A 19085-nucleotide genomic window follows, 5' to 3' on the forward strand; every position below is an offset into this window, starting at 1 on the left:
GCGGCCCTAGGGTCGCTGGCGTCGGAGCACGCGCACGGCGACGCGCCTGTCGGCCACGGTCTCGGTCGACTGCAGTCCGTCGACGATGTCGTCGACGACGTGCGCCATGGGACGGGAGCCGTCGACGTCGCAGTCGATGTAGACGATCACCGATCCGTCGCGCACGACCACGTCGACTCCGGTGGCCGGCTCGGCGGTGTCGAGATCGACGATGGATCGCACCCGAGCGGTGAGCATCTCGCGGAATCCCGGCACCAGCCTCGCGACGCCGGGCACGGATCGGACGTGGTCGAGGACGTCCTGCGGGGCAGGGGGCCGCGCACCTGCGCCGACGGCGTCACCCATCGTGCACCTCCTCCAGCACCAGGTCGATCCGCGCGGTCGACACCCCGACCTCGCGGCGGACGGCGTCATCGACCTCGGTGCGCAGCTGCGGCTCGACATCATCGATGCCGACATGCGGCGCCATGGACAGACCGATGCGCAGGCTCATCGCGGCGCCGTCGTCGTGCGCGTCGACGTGGACTCGACGGGCGGCGAGACCGGGCGTCTCGTCGACGACGTCTCGCACGATCGCCCGGACGGCGGCGGTGAGCACCTCGAAGTGCCGCCCCCGGGGTGTTCTCAACTCGGTGGAAGGCCCCATCGCGGTCTCGCGGTGGACGATGTCGAGGACGCGTTCTCGCAGGCCGACCGTCGGACGATCAGCCAGCGAATCAGTGGTCTCGCGATATTCAGCGATGACATGGCGTAGGCGTTCATGGCTGGTGGTGAGTTCGGCATCGGTGAGTTCGGCGAGCCCGTGGAAGTCATCGATGTCCTCCACCCCCTCGTCCTGGTGCGGGGGATCGTGTCGGCTGGTCATGCCCATCCCTCCATTCCTCGCACGATCGCTGTCCGCGCCCGGTGGAGCCTGCCCCGGACGCTCCCGTCGGTGGTGCCCATCATGGCGGCGATCGTCGCGTAGGTCTCACCTTCGACCTCGTGGAGCAGCCAGGCCATCCGCTGCTCGGCCGGCAGCGTGCCGAGGACCTGCTCGAGATGCCGCACCGCGGCTCCTGTCTCGGCAGAGTCCTCCAGGGACGGCCCTCCGCTCTCGACGGAGCCCAGAGAATCGGGATCGGTGGCCTGCGCCGGTCGCCGCTCCCGCCGGCGGATGATGTCGAGGCACCGATTGCTCGCCGTGCGGTAGAGCCAGGTGCGGAACTGGTCGATCGACTCCAGCGTCGACAACCGGCGCCAGACGGTCAGGAACGTGTCCTGGACGACGTCCTCCGCCTCGCCCGGGTCCCGGAGCATCCGAGTGCAGAGACGGAGGAGCGGCCGGTCGTAGCGCCGGAGCAGCTCTTCGAATGCCTCGACGTCGCCGTCCTGAGACCGCACGACGAGGGTCGCCTCCTCGAGCCCGGCGGCAGGCGTGGTCCGCGCTCCGCTCGTCATGCTCTCATCCTACATGCGCAGTCCGTCCGGGCCGACGTCGTCCGGTCCGGCACGGATCGCGTCCACGAGGGCGGCCGCCGACTCACGTCGCCGGTGGGAGGCACGGCGACTGCGGAGGAGAAAAGTCTGCCCGGGAGCGTGACGTTCCTGCTCGAAGGGCGTCTGTACAGATGCCGACGTCGATGACCGTGCCGTCCGGCACGGCCGAACGGAAGGAAGAGGAACATGAGTGAGCAGCACACGACAGCGAAGGCGGCGAAGTCCTCGGAGGACGGGGCTCGCACGGATGACGAGCGTGCCGAGGAGACTCGTCGCGAGATGCTCCAGCAGCGAGCCCGGCAGGCCGACAGCCCGCTGGTGACCACACAGGGGACGACGACGATCGAGGAGACGGTCGTCCAGAAGCTCGCCGGGATCGCAGCTCGTGAGGTCAGCGGCGTGCACGCCATGGGCAACGCCGCTCGGCGGACGTTCGACGCGATCTCCGAGCGGATCCCCGGGTCTCGGGCCCAGGTGGCCGGGGGCGTGTCCGTGGAGAAGGGCGAGAAGGAAGCTGCCATCGATCTCACGGTCATCGTCGAATACGGCGCCTCGGTAGTCGAGGTCGCCGAGACGGTCCGCCGCAGCGTGATCCGGTCGGTCGAGCACGGGACGGGCCTGAACGTGATCGAGGTCAACATCACCGTCGCGGATGTCCATCTGCCGGAGGACGAGGAAGAGTCCCAGGACGGCGAGCTGGCCTGAGTGCAGTCCTCGGCCGAGAAGGAGGATCGATGAAAGCCATGCATGTGGGTCTGCTCGCCGGTCTGCTCGTCGGTCTGGCGGCGGTGGTCGGCGGCTTCTGGGCGACGCTCGGGGTGCTCTGCTTCGGCGCAGTCGGCCTCGTCCTGGGAACGTTCGTCGACTCCGGGCGCCTGGACCTCGTCGACCTGCTCCGCGGCGGAAGGAGCCGCAGGTGAGTGCTCGGCGGGATGTGCAGGAGAAGACGCGGACGGACGCCGACGAGCCGGACGAGCTCCGGTGCGGGCGGCTGACGATCCGCGAGCCGGTCGTGAGACGTTCCGCGGCGCAGGCCGCCTCTGAGCTGCCGGAGGTGTGGGCGACGACCGGCGTCTTCCACCGCCGCGCCGCTCAGAACGCCCGCCCGGACGTCGCGGTGCGGCTCATCGGCGGAACGGTCGAGCTCGACGTCACGCTGGCCCAGTTCTACCGCAGCCCGCTGCGGGCCATCACGGAGAGTGCGCGCAGTCATCTCAAGCGGCGCGTAGAGGCGCTCACCGGGCTTCCGGTGCGGGCGGTGAACTTCTCCATCGAACATCTGGAGGTCTCCAGCGGTGTTCGAGGTCGGTCGACCAGGAGCTCCGGACGGGAGACAGCATGAGCCGGCCCCTGATACGCCGACGGTCTGCCCGAGCGGCGACGAGCATCGTGGTGGCGATCCTGCTGCTGGGCATCGCCGTCGGCGGTCTCTGGCTCGGAGGGCATCTCCTCCTCGCCGGTCCCGACGGCGCGCAGATCCCGGCTGAGGAGCTCCGCTGGAACTCGTCGGGGGTCCTCGCCTCGGCCGGCGCGCTGCTCCTGGCGGGCATCCTCCTCCTCGCGGCGGCGCGACCGGGTCCGCCTCTGGTGCGCGAGATCCGGAGTGCGCCAATCCTGCGTCCTGCGACCGACGGGGTCGCCGAGGGCATGGACGACGGTCGCGGCGCAGACGCACCTGAGGAGCGGAGCAGCTCCTCGCAGGGTCCGATCCTCGACGTGCGTCGCGTCCGGACCTATGTCAGCACGCGCGGGCTGGCGAATATCGCCGCCGGAGAGGCCTCACGCTCCGGCGGCATCAGCTCGGAACGAGTCCGTCGTCGACGCGGTGCACTCCAGGTGCGAGCCGTCACGACGGGGGACGATGCTGACGCCGACCGCCGGGTCGTGCATGCGCGCATCATGCGGCGTCTCGGAGAGCTCCCGCTGCAGCGGCCGGGTCGAGTGCGCGTCCGGCTGCACCGAGGAGGCAGATCATGATCACCCGTCCTCGAACGATGAACCGCGTCTGGCTCGGTCTCATCGGAGCTGCGCTGGTGGTCCTCGGCGTCGTCGGAGTCGCTCTGGGCACCGGCGCGGCGGGGTCCGTGCGGCGGGCCGTCGTCGATCGGACGACGGTGAATCTGCCTGACCCTCCTCCGGCGGACGGCCGGGTCGGCGACGGGATGCCGTCCGCCGCGGAAGTTCTTCCCGGTGCCGCGGTCGTGCTGGTGGTGGTCTCGGCGGTGCTGGCCGCACTGGCGATCGTCTGGATCGTTCGTGCGGTCCCGCGCCTCCCTCCGGCATGGAGGCTGCAGCTGCAGTACGACGGTCGTGAGGGCATCACCGCGGTGTCCTCGCGAGTGATCGAACGGGCGGCGGAACGGGATGCGCAGCAGCTGGACGGAGTGCTCGCTGCGCATATCGCGATCACCGGCACGGCATCGGCGCCCGAAGTCCTGGCCCACGTCGAGGTCGATGAGCGTCAGGACCTCGCGATGGTGCTGCGCCGGAGCGTGGAACGGATCGGCGGAGGCATGGCGGCGACACTGCAGACGGATCTGCGGGCAGTCTCCCTCGTGCTCGATCCGGCGTGCGACGCAGAGCCTGCGCAGAGCGTCGACGTTCCGCAACGATCGTCGGCTCGTCGAGGAGCTCCGGAGAAGAAGACTGGCGGGGCAACAGCCGCGCAGAATCAACGAAAGCCGGGGCTTCAGACCTCGGAGAACAGGAGATAAGGATGGCCATCATCGGCTGGATCATCGTCGGACTCGTCGCAGGCGTCCTCGCCCGCCTCATCATGCCGGGCAAACAGGGAGGAGGCTGGCTCTCGGCGATCCTGCTGGGCGTCGTCGGCGCCCTCCTCGGCGGGCTGCTCTTCGGGCTCTTCGGCGGCAAGGGCATGGGTGCTGTGATGAGCGACCCGTGGTCGCTGGGGTCCCTGATCATCGCCGTCATCGGCGCGCTGGTGTTCTCGTTCGTCTGGCGCCTGGTCGCGAAGCGCTGAGAATGCAGCCCACGTCCTCGCCGGGGCGTGGGCACCGTGCAGAGACGGCCGGGGCGGGCTCCTCGTGGAGGAGCGCGCCCCGGCCGTCGTGTCTGCGGCCCGTCGACCCGGCGCAGTCGCTGCGCCGGGTCCGGGCGGGCTCAGTACCGGTAGTGATCCGGCTTGTACGGGCCGGCGACGTCGACGCCCAGGTACTCGGCCTGCTCCTTGGTCAGCTCGGTCAGCTCGGCGCCCAGCGCACCCAGGTGCAGCCGGGCGACCTTCTCGTCGAGGACCTTCGGCAGCACGTGCACATCCGTGGTGTAGCCGTCGTCGTCGGTGTAGCCCGCGGCCGTCTTGCGGAAGAGCTCGATCTGGGCGATGGTCTGGTTCGCGAAGGAGTTCGACATCACGAAGCTCGGATGCCCGGTGGCATTGCCGAGGTTCAGCAGCCGTCCCTCGGAGAGCACGATGATCGAGCGCCCGGTGTCGGCGAAGCGCCATTCGTGCACCTGCGGCTTGATCTCGACCTTCTCCACGCCCGGGAGCTGGGCGAGGCCGGCCATGTCGATCTCGTTGTCGAAGTGGCCGACGTTGCCGACGATGGCCTTGTCCTTCATCGCGCGCATGTGCTCGGCGGTGATGATCGACTTGCCGCCGGTGGTCGTGATGAACACGTCGCCCTGGGATACGGCGTCGTCCATGCGGACGACCTGGAAGCCGTCCATGGCCGCCTGCAGCGCGTTGATCGGGTCGATCTCGGTGACCATGACGCGGCTGCCCTGGCCGCGCAGCGCCTCGGCCGCGCCCTTGCCCACGTCCCCGTAGCCGGCGACGACGGCGACCTTGCCGCCGAGCAGCACGTCGGTGGCGCGCATGATCCCGTCGGGCAGGGAGTGGCGGATGCCGTACTTGTTGTCGAACTTCGACTTGGTCACCGAGTCGTTGACGTTGATCGCCGGGAAGAGCAGCTCGCCGTCGCGGGCCATCTGCGACAGGCGGGTCACTCCGGTGGTCGTCTCCTCGGTCACGCCGCGGATCGCCTGCGATACCCCGGTGTAGCGGGACGGGTTCTCCGCCAGCGAGGCGCGCAGCGTCTCCAGGACCACCCGGTACTCCTCCGGGTCGTCCTCGGTCGCCGAGGGCACCGCCCCGGCGGCCTCGAAGGCCGCCCCCTGGTGCACCAGCATCGTCGCGTCGCCGCCGTCGTCGAGGATCATGTTCGCCCCGGCGGAGGCGTCGGAGTCCACTCCGGGCCAGGCGAAGATCTGCGAGGCCGCCCACCAGTACTCCTCGAGCGTCTCGTTCTTCCAGGCGAAGACCGGCACTCCCTGCGGGTCCTCGACCGTGCCGTGCGGGCCGACGACGACGGCCGCGGCGGCCTCGTCCTGGGTGGAGAAGATGTTGCAGCTGGCCCAGCGCACCTCGGCGCCCAGGGCGGTGAGGGTCTCGATCAGCACCGCGGTCTGCACGGTCATGTGCAGCGAGCCTGCGATCCGCGCGCCGGCCAGCGGCTGCTCCGCGGCGTACTCCTCGCGCAGGGCCATCAGGCCGGGCATCTCGTGCTCGGCCAGCCGGATCTGGTGGCGGCCGGCCTCGTGCAGCGAGATGTCGGCGATGCGGAAGTCGAAGCTCATGCAGGGGGGTCCTTCGTCTCGGGAGTGGGCGTCGACGGCGCGCCGGCGGGACGCCGTCGCGCGCGGACGGGTCGGGACCAGCGTATCGCGGGGCCTCCGCCGGCGGCGGCCCCGCACGTCACCGGGGGTCACCGGTGCGACGGCGAGCTCCCGCCGGACGCGCCGGTCCGGACGGGCGGCCAGGACGGGCGGGGCGGAGCGCTCAGGTGTAGGGCAGCGCGTGCAGCCGCCGGCCCAGCCGCGCGCTGCGCTCCTGCCGGCGCACCAGCCGCCGATACTCGCGATTGCGCCGCTCCGCCATCACCGCGGTGAGGAACTCCACAGTGCTCGACGGCGGGGGCGGCGGCATGACGTGCGGGCGCAGCTCGGCGGCCAGCTGGTCGGCGCTGCGCCGCAGCGCCTCCGAGTCCACGGCCCTGCCCCCGGAGTCCAGGCGCTGCAGCAGCCGGGAGATGCGCAGCGCGAGGCCGTCGGGGACGCGGCCGACGTCGGCGATCTGCGTCCACGAGGACAGGTGCTGCGGCACCGGCAGCATCATCGGCTTGGTCTGCGGCTGGCGGGTGAGCACCCCGTAGGTGCCGGCCAGCATGTCGCCCAGGCGCTTGCCGCGGGAGTTGAGCAGCCCGCAGAGCAGCGGCAGCAGGCCCAGGCTCAGCACCGCCTCGGGCCAGAGCAGCAGCCCGCGGACGATCGCATGGCGCAGCCGCACCGGGCCGCCGTCGTCGCGGACCACCCGCACGCCCAGGATCAGTCGGCCCAGCGAGCGGCCTCGGGAGAGCGCCTCGACCGTCACCGGGGCGACGACGAAGCAGAGGATCAGCGTGCTCAGCATGGCCGCCTGGGTCAGGGCGGGGTCCGGGGAGACGGCCATTGTCCCGGAGAAGGCGCCGAAGAGCAGCAGGATCCCGAGATAGGCGGCCAGATAGACGGCCAGGTCGATCATCAGCGACAGTCCGCGGACGAGGACCGAGGCCGCCGGCAGGTCCAGCTGGACCGCCTCACCGGTGATCACTGTGCGCATGCGGCCAGCCTAGCGGCTCTTCGGCGCATGAGCTGAGTTAGGGTCGGGGATGTGGACATCGATGCCTTCGTCGCCGTGCACCAGGGGGAGTGGGACCGCCTGGCCGAGCTCTCCTCCCGCACCCGACCGACTGCCGACGAGGCGGACGAGCTGCTGCGGCTCTACCAGCGCACGTCCACCCATCTGTCGATGATCCAGGCCCACGACCCCGGCGGCGCAGTCGCCGCCGGTCTCTCGGCGCGGCTGGGCCGGGCGCGCGGCCGGCTCACCGGCGGCGGGGACAATCTGCTGGTCAGCATCGCCCGCTTCGTCATGCAGGTGCTGCCGGCGGCCTTCCACCGCGTCGCCGTCCCGACAGTGGTCGTCGGCGCACTGTTCCTGCTGGTCTCCGGAGCCTTCGCGCTGTGGACCCAGCACCATCCGCAGATCGAGCTGCTGATGTCCGACGAGGCCCGGGCCGCCTACGCCCGCGACGACTTCGTCGATTACTACTCGGACCACCCCAACGCCTCCTTCGCCGCTCAGGTGTGGACCAACAACGCCTGGATCGCCGCGCAGGAGGTGACCCTCGGGGTGACCGGCGTCTGGGTGCCGGCGGTGCTGCTGGTCAATGCGCAGGGACTGGGGATCTCAGCCGGGGTGATGTTCGAGCAGGGCGAGGCATGGACCTTCTGGGCCCACATCCTGCCGCACGGTCTGATGGAGCTCACTGCGGTCTTCGTCGCCGGCGCGGCCGGGCTGCGGATCTTCTGGGCCTGGGTCTCCCCGGGACGCCGGCGGCGGCTCACCGCGCTGGCGGAGGAGGGCCGCCGGCTGATCACCGTCGCGATCGGCCTGACCGCCGTGCTGCTGGTCAGCGGCGTCGTCGAAGGCTTCGTCACCCCCAGCGACCTGCCGGCCGCGGTGAAGATCCTCATCGGCGCCGCGGTGCTGGCGGGCTACTGGACCTACACGCTGGTCCTCGGCGGTCGAGCCCGCCGGGCGGGCATCACCGGCGACCTGGCCCGCTACGATTCCGGAGCCCACGAGCTCACCGCCTGATCCGCGTCGGTCATCCGCCTGATCACCGACGGAGACGAGCCGGCGACGCGGCCGGAACCACGCGGATCCTCGACTCTCCGGCAGGTCTGACCGGGCGCGACGGGCTCTGCCCCGTACCCTCGACAGTGGACATCACTGCGTGGAGAGGCAACCATGAGCGCGAACTCACAGCGGCCCGAGCACGGGGAGCCGCAGGACACCGGAGGCGGATTCGAGTCCGGCCTCGACTACGGGGCGTTCGCCGAGGACGCGCCGGACTATCCGGAGGACCGGCCGGACGCGGCGACGCCGCAGGAGCCGGAGGAGGGGTCCCCCGAGGCCGCGGACGACGCCGGCGCGGCGCCGACGTCCGACGACGAGACCACTGAGACCGCCGGGCGCGCGGCCGCGGCCGGCGAGCAGCCCACTGAACCGATCGGCGGGGCGTCCGCTCCGCGCGCCGAGGATCAGCCCACGGCCGCGATGCCGCGCACTGCGGCCTCCGACGACGCGACGCGTCCGCTGGGCGACGTCGCGACCGAGGCGACCGGCGGGCAGTCGGAGGGCTCTTCGCAGGCCGGCTCCGCATCGACCCCGGCCCCGGCGCCGGCCATGGACACCGAGCCGGCCCCGGCCCCGGCCATGGACACCGAGCCGGCCCCGGCGCCGGCCGTGGACACCGAGCCGGCCCCCGGCGCGCAGCCGGCGAGCGGCGGCGCCGACGAGCAGGAGACCGCCACGCTGAGCGCGGCCCGCGAACCGCAGCCGAGCGAAGCCTCCCGCGACCTGCCCTATGAGCCGGCCGCCGCGGGCGCGGCCGGTGCGGCCGGCGGCTCCGCAGTCGTCGGGCGCACGGCCGCCGACGAGGCGATCACCGATCAGGACCTCGACGAGGAGGTCGCCAAGGACAAGCGCGGCGCCTCGCGCCTGCTGCAGGTGCTGCTGGCGATCTTCGTCCCGCTGCTGGTGCTGGCCGCCGCAGTCCGGCTGGTGGCCTCGCCGCTGTTCGTCTGGCTGGAGTACCGGCTGCCGCACTTCCCGGCCGACGAGCTCGGATTCGGCACCGACGACCGGACCCTCTACGGCTCCTACGGCGTGGACTACCTGTTCAACGGCGCCGACTCCCGGTACCTCTCGGAGCTCGCCGTCGAGGGCGGTCCGCTGTTCACCGAGGCCGAGGTCGGGCACATGGCCGACGTCAAGCGGGTCATGCTCATCGGCATGGCCGTCGCGGCGGTGCTGCTGATCGTCACACTGATCTTCGTGCTGCTGCTGCGCCGGTGGCGCCCCGGGGCGGTCGCCCGCGGATTCTTCTCCGCCGCCTGGGTCGCCCTGGTGCTCGTCGCCGCGCTGGTGACGCTGGCGGTGCTGGGCTGGCAGGACTTCTTCTCCGGCGTGCACGGGGTGCTCTTCGCGGAGGGCAGCTGGCAGTTCCCGGCAGACTCGACGCTGATCCGACTCTACCCGGGGCAGTTCTGGATGGACGCCGCCATCGGCGTCGGCGGCCTCATGGTGCTCATCGCGCTGCTGCTGCTGATCATCACCTGGCCGACGAAGAAACGCCGCGCCCGCCGTCGGGCCCGGCTCGAGGAGGTCCAGGAAGCCCGCCGCGAGAAGCTGGTCGCCGAGCTGACCAAGGACGCCGAGTACTCCAACGCCGCGCGCGGCTGAGCCGACCGCACCGTCTCCCTCGCAGAGATCCGGGCCCGCAGGGGAATCCTGCGGGCCCGGATCTCGTTCTACCCGGTGTTCGACAGTGTGCTCGAGCCTGAGGCCGGGCGCCCGGCGCCTGCCGAGCGAGTCCGGCACGTCCAGTACACTGTCGGGGTCCGCGGGCCGCCGCGGCGCGTGCCGGGGCGCCCCGACGGGCCGCCGGGACCACGAGCACGACCGAGTCCTCCGTCGAAAGCGAGCGCCTCATGCTGAGAACCGTCATGGGCGGCAAGATCCACCGCGCCCGGGTCACCCAGGCCGACCTGCACTACGTGGGGTCGATCACTGTGGACCAGGATCTGCTCGACGCCGCCGGGATCGTCGAGGGGGAGAAGGTCCAGGTCGTCGACATCGCCAACGGCGCGCGCCTGGAGACCTACACCATCGCCGGCGACCGCGGGACCGGCATCATCGGCATCAACGGCGCCGCCGCGCACCTGGTCGGCACCGACGACCTGGTCATCATCATCTCCTACCGGATGGGCACCGACGCCGAGATCGCCGAGCACGTCCCGCAGGTCGTCCACGTCGACGCCGACAACCGGATCGTGCAGCTGGGGAACGACCCCGCCGAGCCGGTGCCCGGCTCGGCCGATCAGCTCTCCCCGCGCAGCCCGCTGCCGGCCTGAGCCGAGACGGGCCGGCGTCGCCGCCGGCCAGTAGACTCGCGTCACGATGCTGAAACCACTCGTGCTGGCCGCCGACGTCGGCCGTCGCGCCGTCCGCACCGCCGCGAAGGCCCCGGGGGCCGATCTCGCCCTGGCCCGCGCCGTCGTCGCCGCCGGCCGCACAGTCCCCGCGGCCCGGGGCGACGCGCTGCGCCCGGACCGTTCGCGGCTGGGGGCGCTGCACGAGCAGGCCGCCGACGTGCTCTTCGCCGCCAACCCGGACGGGGCCGCGCGGCTGCTGGCCGCGACCGACGTCGCGAGGATCGACGACGCGGCCCGGCTCGAGCGCCTGGCCCGGCGATTCCTGGCCGTGGACGAGTACGAGGCCGCGCTGCGCATGCGTCGACGGGCCGTCGACCTGCAGCCGGAGAACCCCGTGCGCTGGGGCGCCCTCGCGGCGTCGCTGCGCCGCTCCGCCGCCGGCGGGCTGGTCCGTGACTCCGTCGCCGGCCTCGTCGAGGGGCCGGTGGCCGAGGAGGAGGCCGCGCGCCGCGCGCTGGCCCGTGCCGTGGAGCTGGCCGGCGACGACCCGGAGATCCGCTTCGAGCTCGGCTGCCTGACCTTCGACCAGGGTCGGACCGAGGACGGGCTGGATCACCTGCAGGCCGCCGTGGCCCGCCGGCCCGACGCCCGATGGCTGATCGAATACGCCCACCGCGCCCGACGGCCCCACGTGCTGCAGCTGGATCGTGCGCTGGACGCCTATGAGCAGGCCCTCGACCGGGCGCCGCACTCCAGCGTCGCGCTGCGCGGGGTCATCTCGGCCGGCGCCCGGGCAGGCCAGGACTGGCCGCGGCTCTGGGCCGCGGCGATGCGCTACGAGGCCGGCCTCCGCCGCGGGCTGGCGCGGCGGCAGGCGCTGGCCGCCGAGCTGGAGCCGCTGGTGACCGCGCCGCAGCTCGACGCCGAGCGGGCCGAGACGATCATGGCGCTGCTCTTCCACGCCGAGACCCGCGGCATCCGGCTGCGCTGGGCGACCACGTCGCTCATCGTGCTGCGGCTGCAGTTCGCCGGTCGTCTGCGCGACGGCTTCGCCCTGCGCCGGAGACTGGCCGAGCGCACGCTCGACTGGCTCGGCCGCTCCTCGGGCGGCCACGCTGGGCACCGGCAGAAGGTCCTCGCCGCGCTGGTGGCCCTCGGCCGCGAGGAGGAGGCGCTGGAGCTGATCGACCCGCTGCCCTGGGAGCCCGACAGTCGGAGGGGGCGTCGCCAGCTGGAGAAGCTGCGCGCCGACGCCCAGCTGGCCGCCGGGGAGCCGGGCCCCTATCTGGAGTACTCCTCGCGGGTCCGCTCCGAGGTGCCGCTGCCCGGCGAGGAGCGCATGGCCGCGCTGGTGGCCGGCCGCCGCGTCGCCGTCGTCGGACCGGCGCAGACCGACGATCAGCTGGGCGAGCTCATCGACACCTACGACGTCGTCGTCCGCACCCGGTTCCAGGCCGACTTCGTCGCCGAGAACGCCGCACGCCTCGGATCCCGCACCGACATCACCTACTACGCCGGCCGCGACCAGGAGCTGCTCGCCGCCGAGGGCGCCGCGGCCGCCGAGGCCGGGGATCTGGCGCTGGTGGTCGCCCGACCGCTGAGCATGGACGCCGCCCGCGGACTGCTGGGCGGCGAGCTGCCGGAGTGGCTGCGCGTGGCGCGCCACGACTTCTCGCTCTGCTACCACGGCGCCCTGCTGGGGGTGCCGCGCATCGTCTACGACGTGCTGCAGTTCGATCCGGCCGAGATCGCGCTGTTCCACGCCGACTTCTACGCCGGATCGCAGGCCTACTCCGCCGGGTACTGGGAGGAGCAGCACATCGGCTTCGGACCGTACTCGAAGATGAACGACGTCATCGCCAGCCACGACCTCGCCGTCGACTTCCGGTTCATGCAGGCCGTCGCCGCCACCGGCCGGCTCACCGCCCACGGGGCCTCCGCCGAAGTCATGGCGCTGGACCTGGACGACTATCTGGAGCGGGTCGAGGCCGCTCCGCTCTTCGGCTGAGGTGCGGCCATGGCGGTGAACCTCCACCACCTGCGGTACAAGATCGCCGCGGCGGCGGTGCTCAAGGCCGGGGTGCGACGGGCGGCGCGGCTGCCGGGGGCGCGCGGCGCGGCGTCCGCCCTCGCCGAGCGGCTGCAGCCCGTCGGCGAGCCCACCGGCTCGCACCGCGGGATCGCGGCCACGCTGCTGCGGCAGACCGTGGGGCCTAGTCCCGGAGGCGACGCCGTCGCCCAGGACGTCGTGGCCGGCCTGCTCCCCGCCGCGGCGCCGGAGCCCGCCCCGGATCTGCCCGCCCTGCGCGCCCGCGCCGACCAGGACCCCTCCGCCGGGAACCTCATCGCCGTGGCCGCGGCGCTGCGGAGGTCCTATGTCGCCGACTTCGAGGCCTCCGCCGCCGCCTATGAGCAGGCCCTCGCGGCGAACCCCCGGGATCTGCGCGCCGTCGAGGGAGTGCTGGTCAGCGGAGCGCGGTCGCACTACGACTGGCCGCGGATCTGGCGCGCCGCGGCGACGCTGAAGCCGTCGCGGGGCCCGCTGGTCGCCGGCGCGCCCCTCTGGGAGGCGGTGGACCCGCTCTTCGCCCAGGACCCGGAGGCCGAGACGGTCGGCCGGGCGGTGCAGGCGCTCGACGCCCGCGCCGAGGAGGTCCCGCGGCTGCACCAGCTGCTGATCGAGACGCTGGCGGCGCGGCTGCAGCTGCTGGGCGCCTTCCGCGCCGGCGCCCGGATGCGCCGGATGATGGCGGTCGACCGCGTCCGTGAGCTGGGCGGTATCCCGCTGGAGTCGGGCCTGTGGCTGAAGCACCTGCTGGGCGCGCTGGCACATCTCGAGGAGGACGAGCGGCTGGCCCGCACGGCGGCACGGCCCCCGGTGGACCGCGCCGACCCGATCGTCGCCCGCCAGGCCGCGGCGCTGCAGGCCGACGCCGCCCTGTGGTCCGGCGATCCCACGCCGCTGCACGACCACGTCGCCGCCCGCGCCGCCGAGCTGACGCTGCCCGGCGAGGAGCGGATGCGCGAGCTGGTGGCCGGCCGGCGGGTCGCCGTCGTCGGCCCGGCCGCGCCGGACGCCGCCGTGGGCGAGCTCATCGACTCCCACGACGTCGTCGTGCGGACCAATCTGCGGCGGCCCCCGGGCCCCGAGGCCGCCGAGGAGATCGGGGCCCGGACCGACATCGCATACTACGCGGTCATCGACGTCGCCCGGACCGGCGAGCAGATCGCCCGACTGATCGAGGACGGCGAGCTGCGGCTGGCGGTCACCCGCCCGCACGCGCTGCCGTTCTTCGGCGGCGATCTCGCCGGCCTGCCCGCAGGGCTCCGCCTGGCGCGCACCGAATTCGGCCTGTACTTCCGCGGGGCCCCGATGGGCGTGCAGCGGATCCTCTACGACCTGCTGCAGTTCGCGCCGGCGGAGATCTCGCTGTTCCATGCCGACTTCTACGTCGGCCCCGAGGTGACCACGGCCGGCTATCGCGACGAGGCGGCCAGCTTCGGCCCGCACTCGCTGGCCAACGACCCGGTGGTGATGCACGACCTCAGCTTCGAGTTCCGGTTCACCCGCCGGCTCGTCGGCGCCGGACTCGTCACCCCGCACGGCCGGGCGGCCGAGGTGCTGGCGCTGGACGAGGAGGACTACCTCGCCCGGCTGGAGACGGGGCCGCTGGCCGCCGGACTGCCGGGAGGCGGGCTCCGACGGCGATGACTCCGCCGGAGGTGTGGGAACGCGAGCGCTTTCCCACAGTTTCCACGGGGCCATCGTGGCGACGAAGCCATCGTGGCGGCGGGGGGGGCAGGGCGGGGCGCGCCGCCCGGTAGGCTGGCGAGCTCGCGCAGCAGGCCCGTCGGAGGGACGGGGGAGAGGAAGGGATCGCATGATCCGGGTGATCTGTGTCCGGCACGGGGAGACGGAGTGGAACATCGCCCACCGCCTGCAGGGCCGGTCGGCGGTGGATCTCGCGGCCAGCGGGGTCGCGCAGGCCCGTGCGGCCGGCCGCTACGTGCGTGGGCAGCATCCGACCGCCGGCTACGTCTCGCCGCTGTCCCGCACTCGGGCCACCTTCGACGCCTTCGGCCTGGACTTCGAGCCGACGGAGCGGGCCGATCTCGTCGAGCAGAGCCTCGGGGACTGGGAAGGTCGGAAGACCGCCGCAGTGCGCGACGGCGACGCCGAGCGGTACCGGGCGTGGAAGCGCGGGGAGGGCGCGCCGCCGCGCGGCGAGCCGACCGACGCCGTCGTCGAGCGCATGACCCGGGCGTTCTGCGGCATCGTCCGCGCCGCCGCCGAGCTGCCGGCCACCCCCTCGGTCGATGCCGAGCAGGACCTGCGCACCGTGGTCCTCGTCTCGCACGGCACCGCCACCAAGGCGCTGCTGGAGGGGCTCGGCCTGGCAGAGCGCTCGCAGGTCATCTCCCTGACGGCGGGGGCGATCAGCGTGGTCGACGTGCCGCTGCACGACGGACCGCTGAGTTCCTCGCTGCCCGGCGGGGGCGCCGCCGTCGCCGGCGGGGCCGAGGCCGAGGCGGAGATCATCCGTGGGCTGGACGACGCGCAGATCCGCTCCCGGGCCAGGCTGCGGATGTACAACCTGTCCCCGGAGGTGCTGGCGACGGCGGCCGGAACGGCGGAGACGTCCGCCTGAGGCCGCCGGCGGGTCGGAGCCTCAGATCGTGACGTGGCCCTGCGGGGAGCGGAAGGTCACCGACATGATCCCGGGCGTGCCCGACGGGGCGACCCAGTCGACGTCGACGTCCTCGAAGGGATCGGCGTCGGGGCAGGACAGCCAGTCGGCCACGCGGTCGCGGGAGCCGGCGATGGACAGGCGGACCAGCTCGGCCTCCGGCTCGTAGGCCTGCGAGGGGTGGAGGTCCTCGGTGCCGTCGTCCCAGCGCAGCAGGTAGGGGACCTGGGGATCGGCGATGAGCCCCTTGATCCCGATCTGCTGCCAGGTCAGCTCCTGGCCGTCGGGGAACTTGCGGTTGCCGGGGACGGCGCGGCGGCCCAGCCGCTCCTCAAAGGGGGCCAGGTCGTCGACGGTGACGCACCAGCCCATCCAGCCTCCGCCGACCTGCGAGCGGTTGCGCACCGCCTGGCCGAAGGGCGCCTTGTCCGCCGAGGGGTGGTCGAGCACCTCGACGACTTCGAGGTACTGACGGTTCGCCAGCGGGATGATGGCGTTGCGCGTGCCGAAGCGCGGATGGATGCCGCCTCTGACGCGCTCCACCCCGAGTGCGGACACGATCCGGTCGACTGTGGCGTCCATGCCATCGGGGCCCACCGCATAGGAGACGTGATCCAGACGCATCATGGGTGCATTCATGCTCCCATCGTGACACCGCCGTGGTCCGTCTCACGAATCCGGGCCGGTTCATGACGCCGGCCGCTGACCTGGGGTGATCTTCTACGGCATGTAGAAACACCCGGTCGGCGGCACGCGGCGCGGGGCCGCGGGCACGTATCCTTGTCAGGTGCTCAAGACCGCTCTGCAGCCGAGATGGCTGGCGACCCTCGCCCTGGCGCTGATCCTCGCGACGGTGTTCGTGGTGCTCAGCGCCTGGCAGTTCGGCCGCTCGCAGATCGACGACGACGCCACCGGCGCGGACCCGGCGACGGCCGGCGCCTCACTCGAGGAGGCGCTGGACGACCCGACGCCGCTGACCGAGGTGATCCGCCCCGGCGAGCCGATGGGCGGTCCGCAGGCCGACACCGTGGTGAGCCTGGAGGGGGAGTTCGTCGAGGGCACCGAGGTGCTGATCGACCAGCGGCTCCAGGATGATCGCGAGGGCTACTGGGCGGTGGCCGCCTTCGCCGTCGACGGCGCCCCGGAGGGCCAGGTCATCCCGGTGGTCCGCGGCTGGGTGGCCGATCCCGACGACGCCGACGCCGCGCCCTCGGACGATCAGCTCGCCGTGGTCGGCCGACTGCTGCCCACGGAGGCCCCGGAGGCCGAGCCGCGGCCCGACGGCCGTGTGCTGCCCTCGCTCTCCGTGGCCGAGCTGATCAACCGGTGGGACACCTCCTCCTACTCCGGCTTCGTCGTGGCCTTCTCCGCGCAGCCGGCGGAGGCGTCCGAGTCGGCCGGGCCGGCGGGGGAGCTCGACGGCGCTCAGGTCGACGCCGCCGCCGAGGACTCGCCGCTGGAGAGCGTCTGGGTCGGTCCGCAGCCTGAGGGCCCGCAGATCCACTGGCTCAACGTCTTCTACGGGGTGGAGTGGACGTTCTTCGCCGGCTTCGCGTGCTATCTGTGGTGGCGATTGGTCAGGGACGACCACGAGCGGCGCCTGGAGGAGGAGCGGCTGGATCGCGAGTGGGAGGAGCAGTGGCGCCGCGAGCAGCTGGCCCGACGCGCCGAGCAGTCCGGCCGCCCGGCCGGAGAGCCAGGATCTGATGGACCCGAGGAGCAGACGCATGACTGACCAGCCGACCCCCGACGACGACCTCCCTCCCGCCCCGCCGCGGCCGAAGCAGCGCCGCTTCCAGGGCACCATCGCCCAGATCTCCGGGGCGCTGGGCTTCTACCGCGTCTGCGCCTACGTCACCGGCATGATGCTGCTGCTGCTGGTGGCCAAGATGATCATGACCTACGCCGTCGGCGTCGAGCTCTACGCCGGCGGCACCGCCGAGGACGGTTCGGCCAATGCGCTGGGCTTCCACAGCATCGGCTCGGTGGTCGGCGGGCAGGCCGTCTCGTACTGGGTGGCGGTGGTCCACGGCTGGATCTACGTGGTCTACCTGATCTCCGGCTTCCGGCTGTGGTTCCTGATGCGCTGGCCCTTCGGCCGGCTGGCGACGATCGTGCTCGGCGGCGTGGTGCCGTTGTTGAGCTTCATCGTCGAGCGCCGCATCGCCGGCGAGGCCCGCCGCGAGATGGAGCAGAACCCCGAGGCCGCCCGCCGGTACTGAGCTCCCGGCCCCGGGTGCCCGGATGCCCGGGTGCTCGGCGCCGGCGTCCGCACGGTCGGCGGTGTCCTTTAGGATGGACGAGTGACTTCTCAGCCTGCTTCCGAACGGCCCGCCCACGAGGCCCAGACCGTGCTGGTCGTCGACTACGGCGCCCAGTACGCTCAGCTCATCGCCCGCCGCGTGCGTGAGGCCCGCGTCTACTCCGAGGTCGTGCCGCACAGCCTCACCGCCGCCGAGATCCTCGAGCGTCGCCCGTCCGCGGTGATCCTCTCCGGCGGTCCCGCCAGCGTCTACGCCGACGGCGCGCCGTCGGTGGAGGAGGAGCTCTTCGCCGCCGGGGTGCCGGTGCTCGGCATCTGCTACGGCTTCCAGGCGATGGCCCACGCCCTCGGCGGCGAGGTCGCCCGCACCGGCGACCGCGAGTACGGCAAGACCGAGGTGCGGTCGACGAACGCCCCGCACTCGCTGCTGTCCGGCACCGACACCACCCAGACCACCTGGATGAGCCACAGCGACTCCGTGCAGGCCGCGCCGGCCGGCTTCGAGGTGCTGGCCTCCTCCGACGGCGCGCCGGTCGCGGCCTTCGCCGACGCGGACCGCCGCCTCTACGGCGTGCAGTGGCACCCTGAGGTCCGGCACTCGCCGCAGGGCCAGAAGGTGCTGGAGAACTTCCTCTACGACGGCGCGGGGCTGACGCCGGAGTGGACCACCGGCAACATCGTCGAGGAGCAGGTCGCCGCGATCCGCGAGCAGGTCGGCGACGCCCGGGCGATCTGCGGACTGTCCGGCGGCGTCGACTCCGCCGTCGCCGCCGCACTCGTCCAGCGCGCCATCGGCGAGCAGCTGACCTGCGTGTTCATCGATCACGGCCTGCTGCGCGAGGGCGAGGCCGAGCAGGTCGAGCGCGACTTCGTCGCCGCCACCGGGGCGAAGCTGCACGTCGCCGACGAGCGCGAGCGCTTCCTCACCGCCCTGGAGGGCGTCTCCGATCCCGAGCAGAAGCGGCGGATCATCGGCCGCGAGTTCATCCGCGCCTTCGAGGACGCCGAGGCCGCGGTGCTCTCCGCGGCCCACGCCGAGGGCGCGAAGGTCGAGTTCCTCGTCCAGGGCACGCTCTACCCCGACGTCGTCGAGTCCGGCGGTGGCGAGGGCGCGGCCAACATCAAATCCCACCACAACGTCGGCGGGCTGCCGGAGGACATGGTCTTCCAGCTCGTCGAGCCGCTGCGCGCCCTGTTCAAGGACGAGGTCCGCGCCGTCGGCGCCGAGCTGGGCCTGCCGGCCGAGATCGTCCAGCGTCAGCCCTTCCCGGGGCCGGGGCTGGGCATCCGCATCATCGGCGAGATCACCGAGGACCGCCTGGAGGTGCTCCGCCGCGCCGACGCCATCGCGCGCGAGGAGCTCACCGCCTCCGGGCTGGACCAGGACGTCTGGCAGATGCCCGTGGTGCTTCTCGCCGACGTCCGGTCGGTGGGCGTGCAGGGCGACGAGCGCACCTACGGCCACCCGATCGTGCTGCGCCCGGTCAGCTCCGAGGACGCGATGACCGCCGACTGGTCGCGGCTGCCGCACGACCTGCTGTCGCGGATCTCCAACCGCATCACCAACGAGGTCTCCGAGGTCAACCGAGTGACCCTCGACGTGACCTCGAAGCCCCCGGGGACTATCGAATGGGAATGATCCCGCATCATCG

20 protein-coding genes are annotated in these 19085 nt (G+C 72.6%); 14 read left to right on the forward strand and 6 right to left on the reverse strand.

Going from position 1 to position 19085, the window contains the following annotated elements; translation table 11 throughout:
• Nucleotides 1-6: 6 nt before the first annotated feature.
• From GCL72_RS02525 to GCL72_RS02535, 3 genes are read right to left on the reverse strand one after another with little or no spacing between them, the layout of a single operon-like run.
• On the reverse strand, nt 7-345 hold the full coding sequence (locus tag GCL72_RS02525) for a hypothetical protein (RefSeq protein ID WP_153143147.1): 339 nt from the start codon (nt 343-345) through the stop codon (nt 7-9).
• The gene (locus tag GCL72_RS02530; RefSeq protein WP_153143148.1) at nt 338-865 is read right to left on the reverse strand and encodes an Asp23/Gls24 family envelope stress response protein; all 528 of its coding nucleotides are present in this window, start codon (nt 863-865) and stop codon (nt 338-340) included. Before GCL72_RS02530 ends, GCL72_RS02525 begins: the two co-directional genes overlap by 8 nt.
• Nucleotides 862-1440: an RNA polymerase sigma factor gene (locus tag GCL72_RS02535; RefSeq protein ID WP_153143149.1), complete on the reverse strand. Its 579-nt coding sequence runs from the start codon at nt 1438-1440 to the stop codon at nt 862-864. Before GCL72_RS02535 ends, GCL72_RS02530 begins: the two co-directional genes overlap by 4 nt.
• Nucleotides 1441-1665: 225 nt before the next feature.
• On the opposite strand from GCL72_RS02535, the gene GCL72_RS02540 reads away from it, so the two are divergent.
• From GCL72_RS02540 to GCL72_RS02560, 5 genes are all read left to right on the forward strand, one after another.
• The gene (locus tag GCL72_RS02540; protein WP_246160976.1) at nt 1666-2184 is read left to right on the forward strand and encodes an Asp23/Gls24 family envelope stress response protein; all 519 of its coding nucleotides are present in this window, start codon (nt 1666-1668) and stop codon (nt 2182-2184) included.
• Nucleotides 2185-2213: 29 nt separating this feature from the next.
• Entirely contained in the window at nt 2214-2399 is a 186-nt protein-coding gene (locus GCL72_RS02545) for a DUF2273 domain-containing protein (protein WP_153143150.1), read from the forward strand.
• Complete coding sequence (locus GCL72_RS02550; protein WP_170289536.1) at nt 2396-2821, forward strand: Asp23/Gls24 family envelope stress response protein; 426 nt, start codon at nt 2396-2398, stop codon at nt 2819-2821. The genes GCL72_RS02545 and GCL72_RS02550 overlap by 4 nt, the downstream gene beginning before the upstream one ends.
• Before the next feature lie 691 nt (nt 2822-3512).
• On the forward strand, nt 3513-4193 hold the full coding sequence (locus GCL72_RS02555; RefSeq protein WP_153143151.1) for a hypothetical protein: 681 nt from the start codon (nt 3513-3515) through the stop codon (nt 4191-4193).
• Between the two features lie 2 nt (nt 4194-4195).
• Complete coding sequence (locus tag GCL72_RS02560; protein WP_153143152.1) at nt 4196-4462, forward strand: GlsB/YeaQ/YmgE family stress response membrane protein; 267 nt, start codon at nt 4196-4198, stop codon at nt 4460-4462.
• A gap of 140 nt (nt 4463-4602) precedes the next feature.
• On the opposite strand, the gene ahcY is transcribed toward GCL72_RS02560, so the two are convergent.
• Together ahcY and GCL72_RS02570 are read right to left on the reverse strand one after the other, a co-directional pair.
• Entirely contained in the window at nt 4603-6078 is a 1476-nt protein-coding gene (ahcY, locus tag GCL72_RS02565) for an adenosylhomocysteinase (RefSeq protein ID WP_153143153.1), read from the reverse strand.
• Between the two features lie 202 nt (nt 6079-6280).
• A complete protein-coding gene (locus GCL72_RS02570; protein ID WP_153143154.1) occupies nt 6281-7099 on the reverse strand; it encodes an RDD family protein in 819 nt (272 codons plus the stop codon).
• A 51-nt stretch (nt 7100-7150) separates the two neighbouring features.
• Between GCL72_RS02570 and GCL72_RS02575 the strand changes: the two genes are divergently transcribed.
• From GCL72_RS02575 to GCL72_RS02600, 6 genes are all read left to right on the forward strand, one after another.
• Nucleotides 7151-8140 carry a stage II sporulation protein M gene (locus GCL72_RS02575; RefSeq protein WP_211364948.1) on the forward strand — a complete coding sequence of 330 codons (990 nt, stop codon included), beginning with the start codon at nt 7151-7153 and terminating at the stop codon, nt 8138-8140.
• A 153-nt stretch (nt 8141-8293) separates the two neighbouring features.
• Complete coding sequence (locus GCL72_RS02580; protein WP_153143155.1) at nt 8294-9790, forward strand: lipoprotein intramolecular transacylase Lit; 1497 nt, start codon at nt 8294-8296, stop codon at nt 9788-9790.
• 248 nt (nt 9791-10038) lie between these two features.
• The gene (gene panD / locus GCL72_RS02585) at nt 10039-10461 is read left to right on the forward strand and encodes an aspartate 1-decarboxylase (RefSeq protein ID WP_153143156.1); all 423 of its coding nucleotides are present in this window, start codon (nt 10039-10041) and stop codon (nt 10459-10461) included.
• A gap of 46 nt (nt 10462-10507) precedes the next feature.
• Nucleotides 10508-12490 carry a hypothetical protein gene (locus tag GCL72_RS02590; protein WP_153143157.1) on the forward strand — a complete coding sequence of 661 codons (1983 nt, stop codon included), beginning with the start codon at nt 10508-10510 and terminating at the stop codon, nt 12488-12490.
• A gap of 9 nt (nt 12491-12499) precedes the next feature.
• On the forward strand, nt 12500-14194 hold the full coding sequence (locus tag GCL72_RS02595; protein ID WP_153143158.1) for a hypothetical protein: 1695 nt from the start codon (nt 12500-12502) through the stop codon (nt 14192-14194).
• Between the two features lie 169 nt (nt 14195-14363).
• The gene (locus tag GCL72_RS02600) at nt 14364-15131 is read left to right on the forward strand and encodes a histidine phosphatase family protein (protein ID WP_153143159.1); all 768 of its coding nucleotides are present in this window, start codon (nt 14364-14366) and stop codon (nt 15129-15131) included.
• A 21-nt stretch (nt 15132-15152) separates the two neighbouring features.
• On the opposite strand, the gene GCL72_RS02605 is transcribed toward GCL72_RS02600, so the two are convergent.
• Nucleotides 15153-15797 carry a VOC family protein gene (locus GCL72_RS02605; protein ID WP_153143275.1) on the reverse strand — a complete coding sequence of 215 codons (645 nt, stop codon included), beginning with the start codon at nt 15795-15797 and terminating at the stop codon, nt 15153-15155.
• Between the two features lie 160 nt (nt 15798-15957).
• Between GCL72_RS02605 and GCL72_RS02610 the strand changes: the two genes are divergently transcribed.
• From GCL72_RS02610 to guaA, 3 genes are all read left to right on the forward strand, one after another.
• Complete coding sequence (locus GCL72_RS02610) at nt 15958-16905, forward strand: SURF1 family cytochrome oxidase biogenesis protein (RefSeq protein ID WP_153143160.1); 948 nt, start codon at nt 15958-15960, stop codon at nt 16903-16905.
• A complete protein-coding gene (locus GCL72_RS02615; protein WP_153143161.1) occupies nt 16898-17392 on the forward strand; it encodes a DUF3817 domain-containing protein in 495 nt (164 codons plus the stop codon). Before GCL72_RS02610 ends, GCL72_RS02615 begins: the two co-directional genes overlap by 8 nt.
• Before the next feature lie 129 nt (nt 17393-17521).
• Nucleotides 17522-19072, forward strand: a complete 1551-nt coding sequence (guaA, locus tag GCL72_RS02620) for a glutamine-hydrolyzing GMP synthase (RefSeq protein WP_153143276.1) — start codon at nt 17522-17524, stop codon at nt 19070-19072.
• The last annotated feature ends 13 nt before the right edge of the window (nt 19073-19085 follow it).

This window comes from Nesterenkonia halophila (assembly GCF_009467795.1).
Taxonomy (GTDB): Bacteria; Actinomycetota; Actinomycetes; order Actinomycetales; family Micrococcaceae; genus Nesterenkonia; species Nesterenkonia halobia.

Bases quoted from the DNA above. Each gene is read 5' to 3' on its own strand.
- GCL72_RS02580 (WP_153143155.1), top strand. From the start codon at position 8,294: ATGAGCGCGAACTCACAGCGGCCCGAGCACGGGGAGCCGCAGGACACC.
- GCL72_RS02600 (WP_153143159.1), top strand. From the start codon at position 14,364: ATGATCCGGGTGATCTGTGTCCGGCACGGGGAGACGGAGTGGAACATC.
- GCL72_RS02545 (WP_153143150.1), top strand. From the start codon at position 2,214: ATGAAAGCCATGCATGTGGGTCTGCTCGCCGGTCTGCTCGTCGGTCTG.
- GCL72_RS02525 (WP_153143147.1), bottom strand. From the start codon at position 345: ATGGGTGACGCCGTCGGCGCAGGTGCGCGGCCCCCTGCCCCGCAGGAC.
- GCL72_RS02615 (WP_153143161.1), top strand. From the start codon at position 16,898: ATGACTGACCAGCCGACCCCCGACGACGACCTCCCTCCCGCCCCGCCG.
- GCL72_RS02590 (WP_153143157.1), top strand. From the start codon at position 10,508: ATGCTGAAACCACTCGTGCTGGCCGCCGACGTCGGCCGTCGCGCCGTC.
- GCL72_RS02605 (WP_153143275.1), bottom strand. From the start codon at position 15,797: ATGATGCGTCTGGATCACGTCTCCTATGCGGTGGGCCCCGATGGCATG.
- GCL72_RS02530 (WP_153143148.1), bottom strand. From the start codon at position 865: ATGACCAGCCGACACGATCCCCCGCACCAGGACGAGGGGGTGGAGGAC.
- GCL72_RS02595 (WP_153143158.1), top strand. From the start codon at position 12,500: ATGGCGGTGAACCTCCACCACCTGCGGTACAAGATCGCCGCGGCGGCG.
- GCL72_RS02540 (WP_246160976.1), top strand. From the start codon at position 1,666: ATGAGTGAGCAGCACACGACAGCGAAGGCGGCGAAGTCCTCGGAGGAC.
- ahcY (WP_153143153.1), bottom strand. From the start codon at position 6,078: ATGAGCTTCGACTTCCGCATCGCCGACATCTCGCTGCACGAGGCCGGC.
- GCL72_RS02570 (WP_153143154.1), bottom strand. From the start codon at position 7,099: ATGCGCACAGTGATCACCGGTGAGGCGGTCCAGCTGGACCTGCCGGCG.
- GCL72_RS02535 (WP_153143149.1), bottom strand. From the start codon at position 1,440: ATGACGAGCGGAGCGCGGACCACGCCTGCCGCCGGGCTCGAGGAGGCG.
- GCL72_RS02560 (WP_153143152.1), top strand. From the start codon at position 4,196: ATGGCCATCATCGGCTGGATCATCGTCGGACTCGTCGCAGGCGTCCTC.
- panD (WP_153143156.1), top strand. From the start codon at position 10,039: ATGCTGAGAACCGTCATGGGCGGCAAGATCCACCGCGCCCGGGTCACC.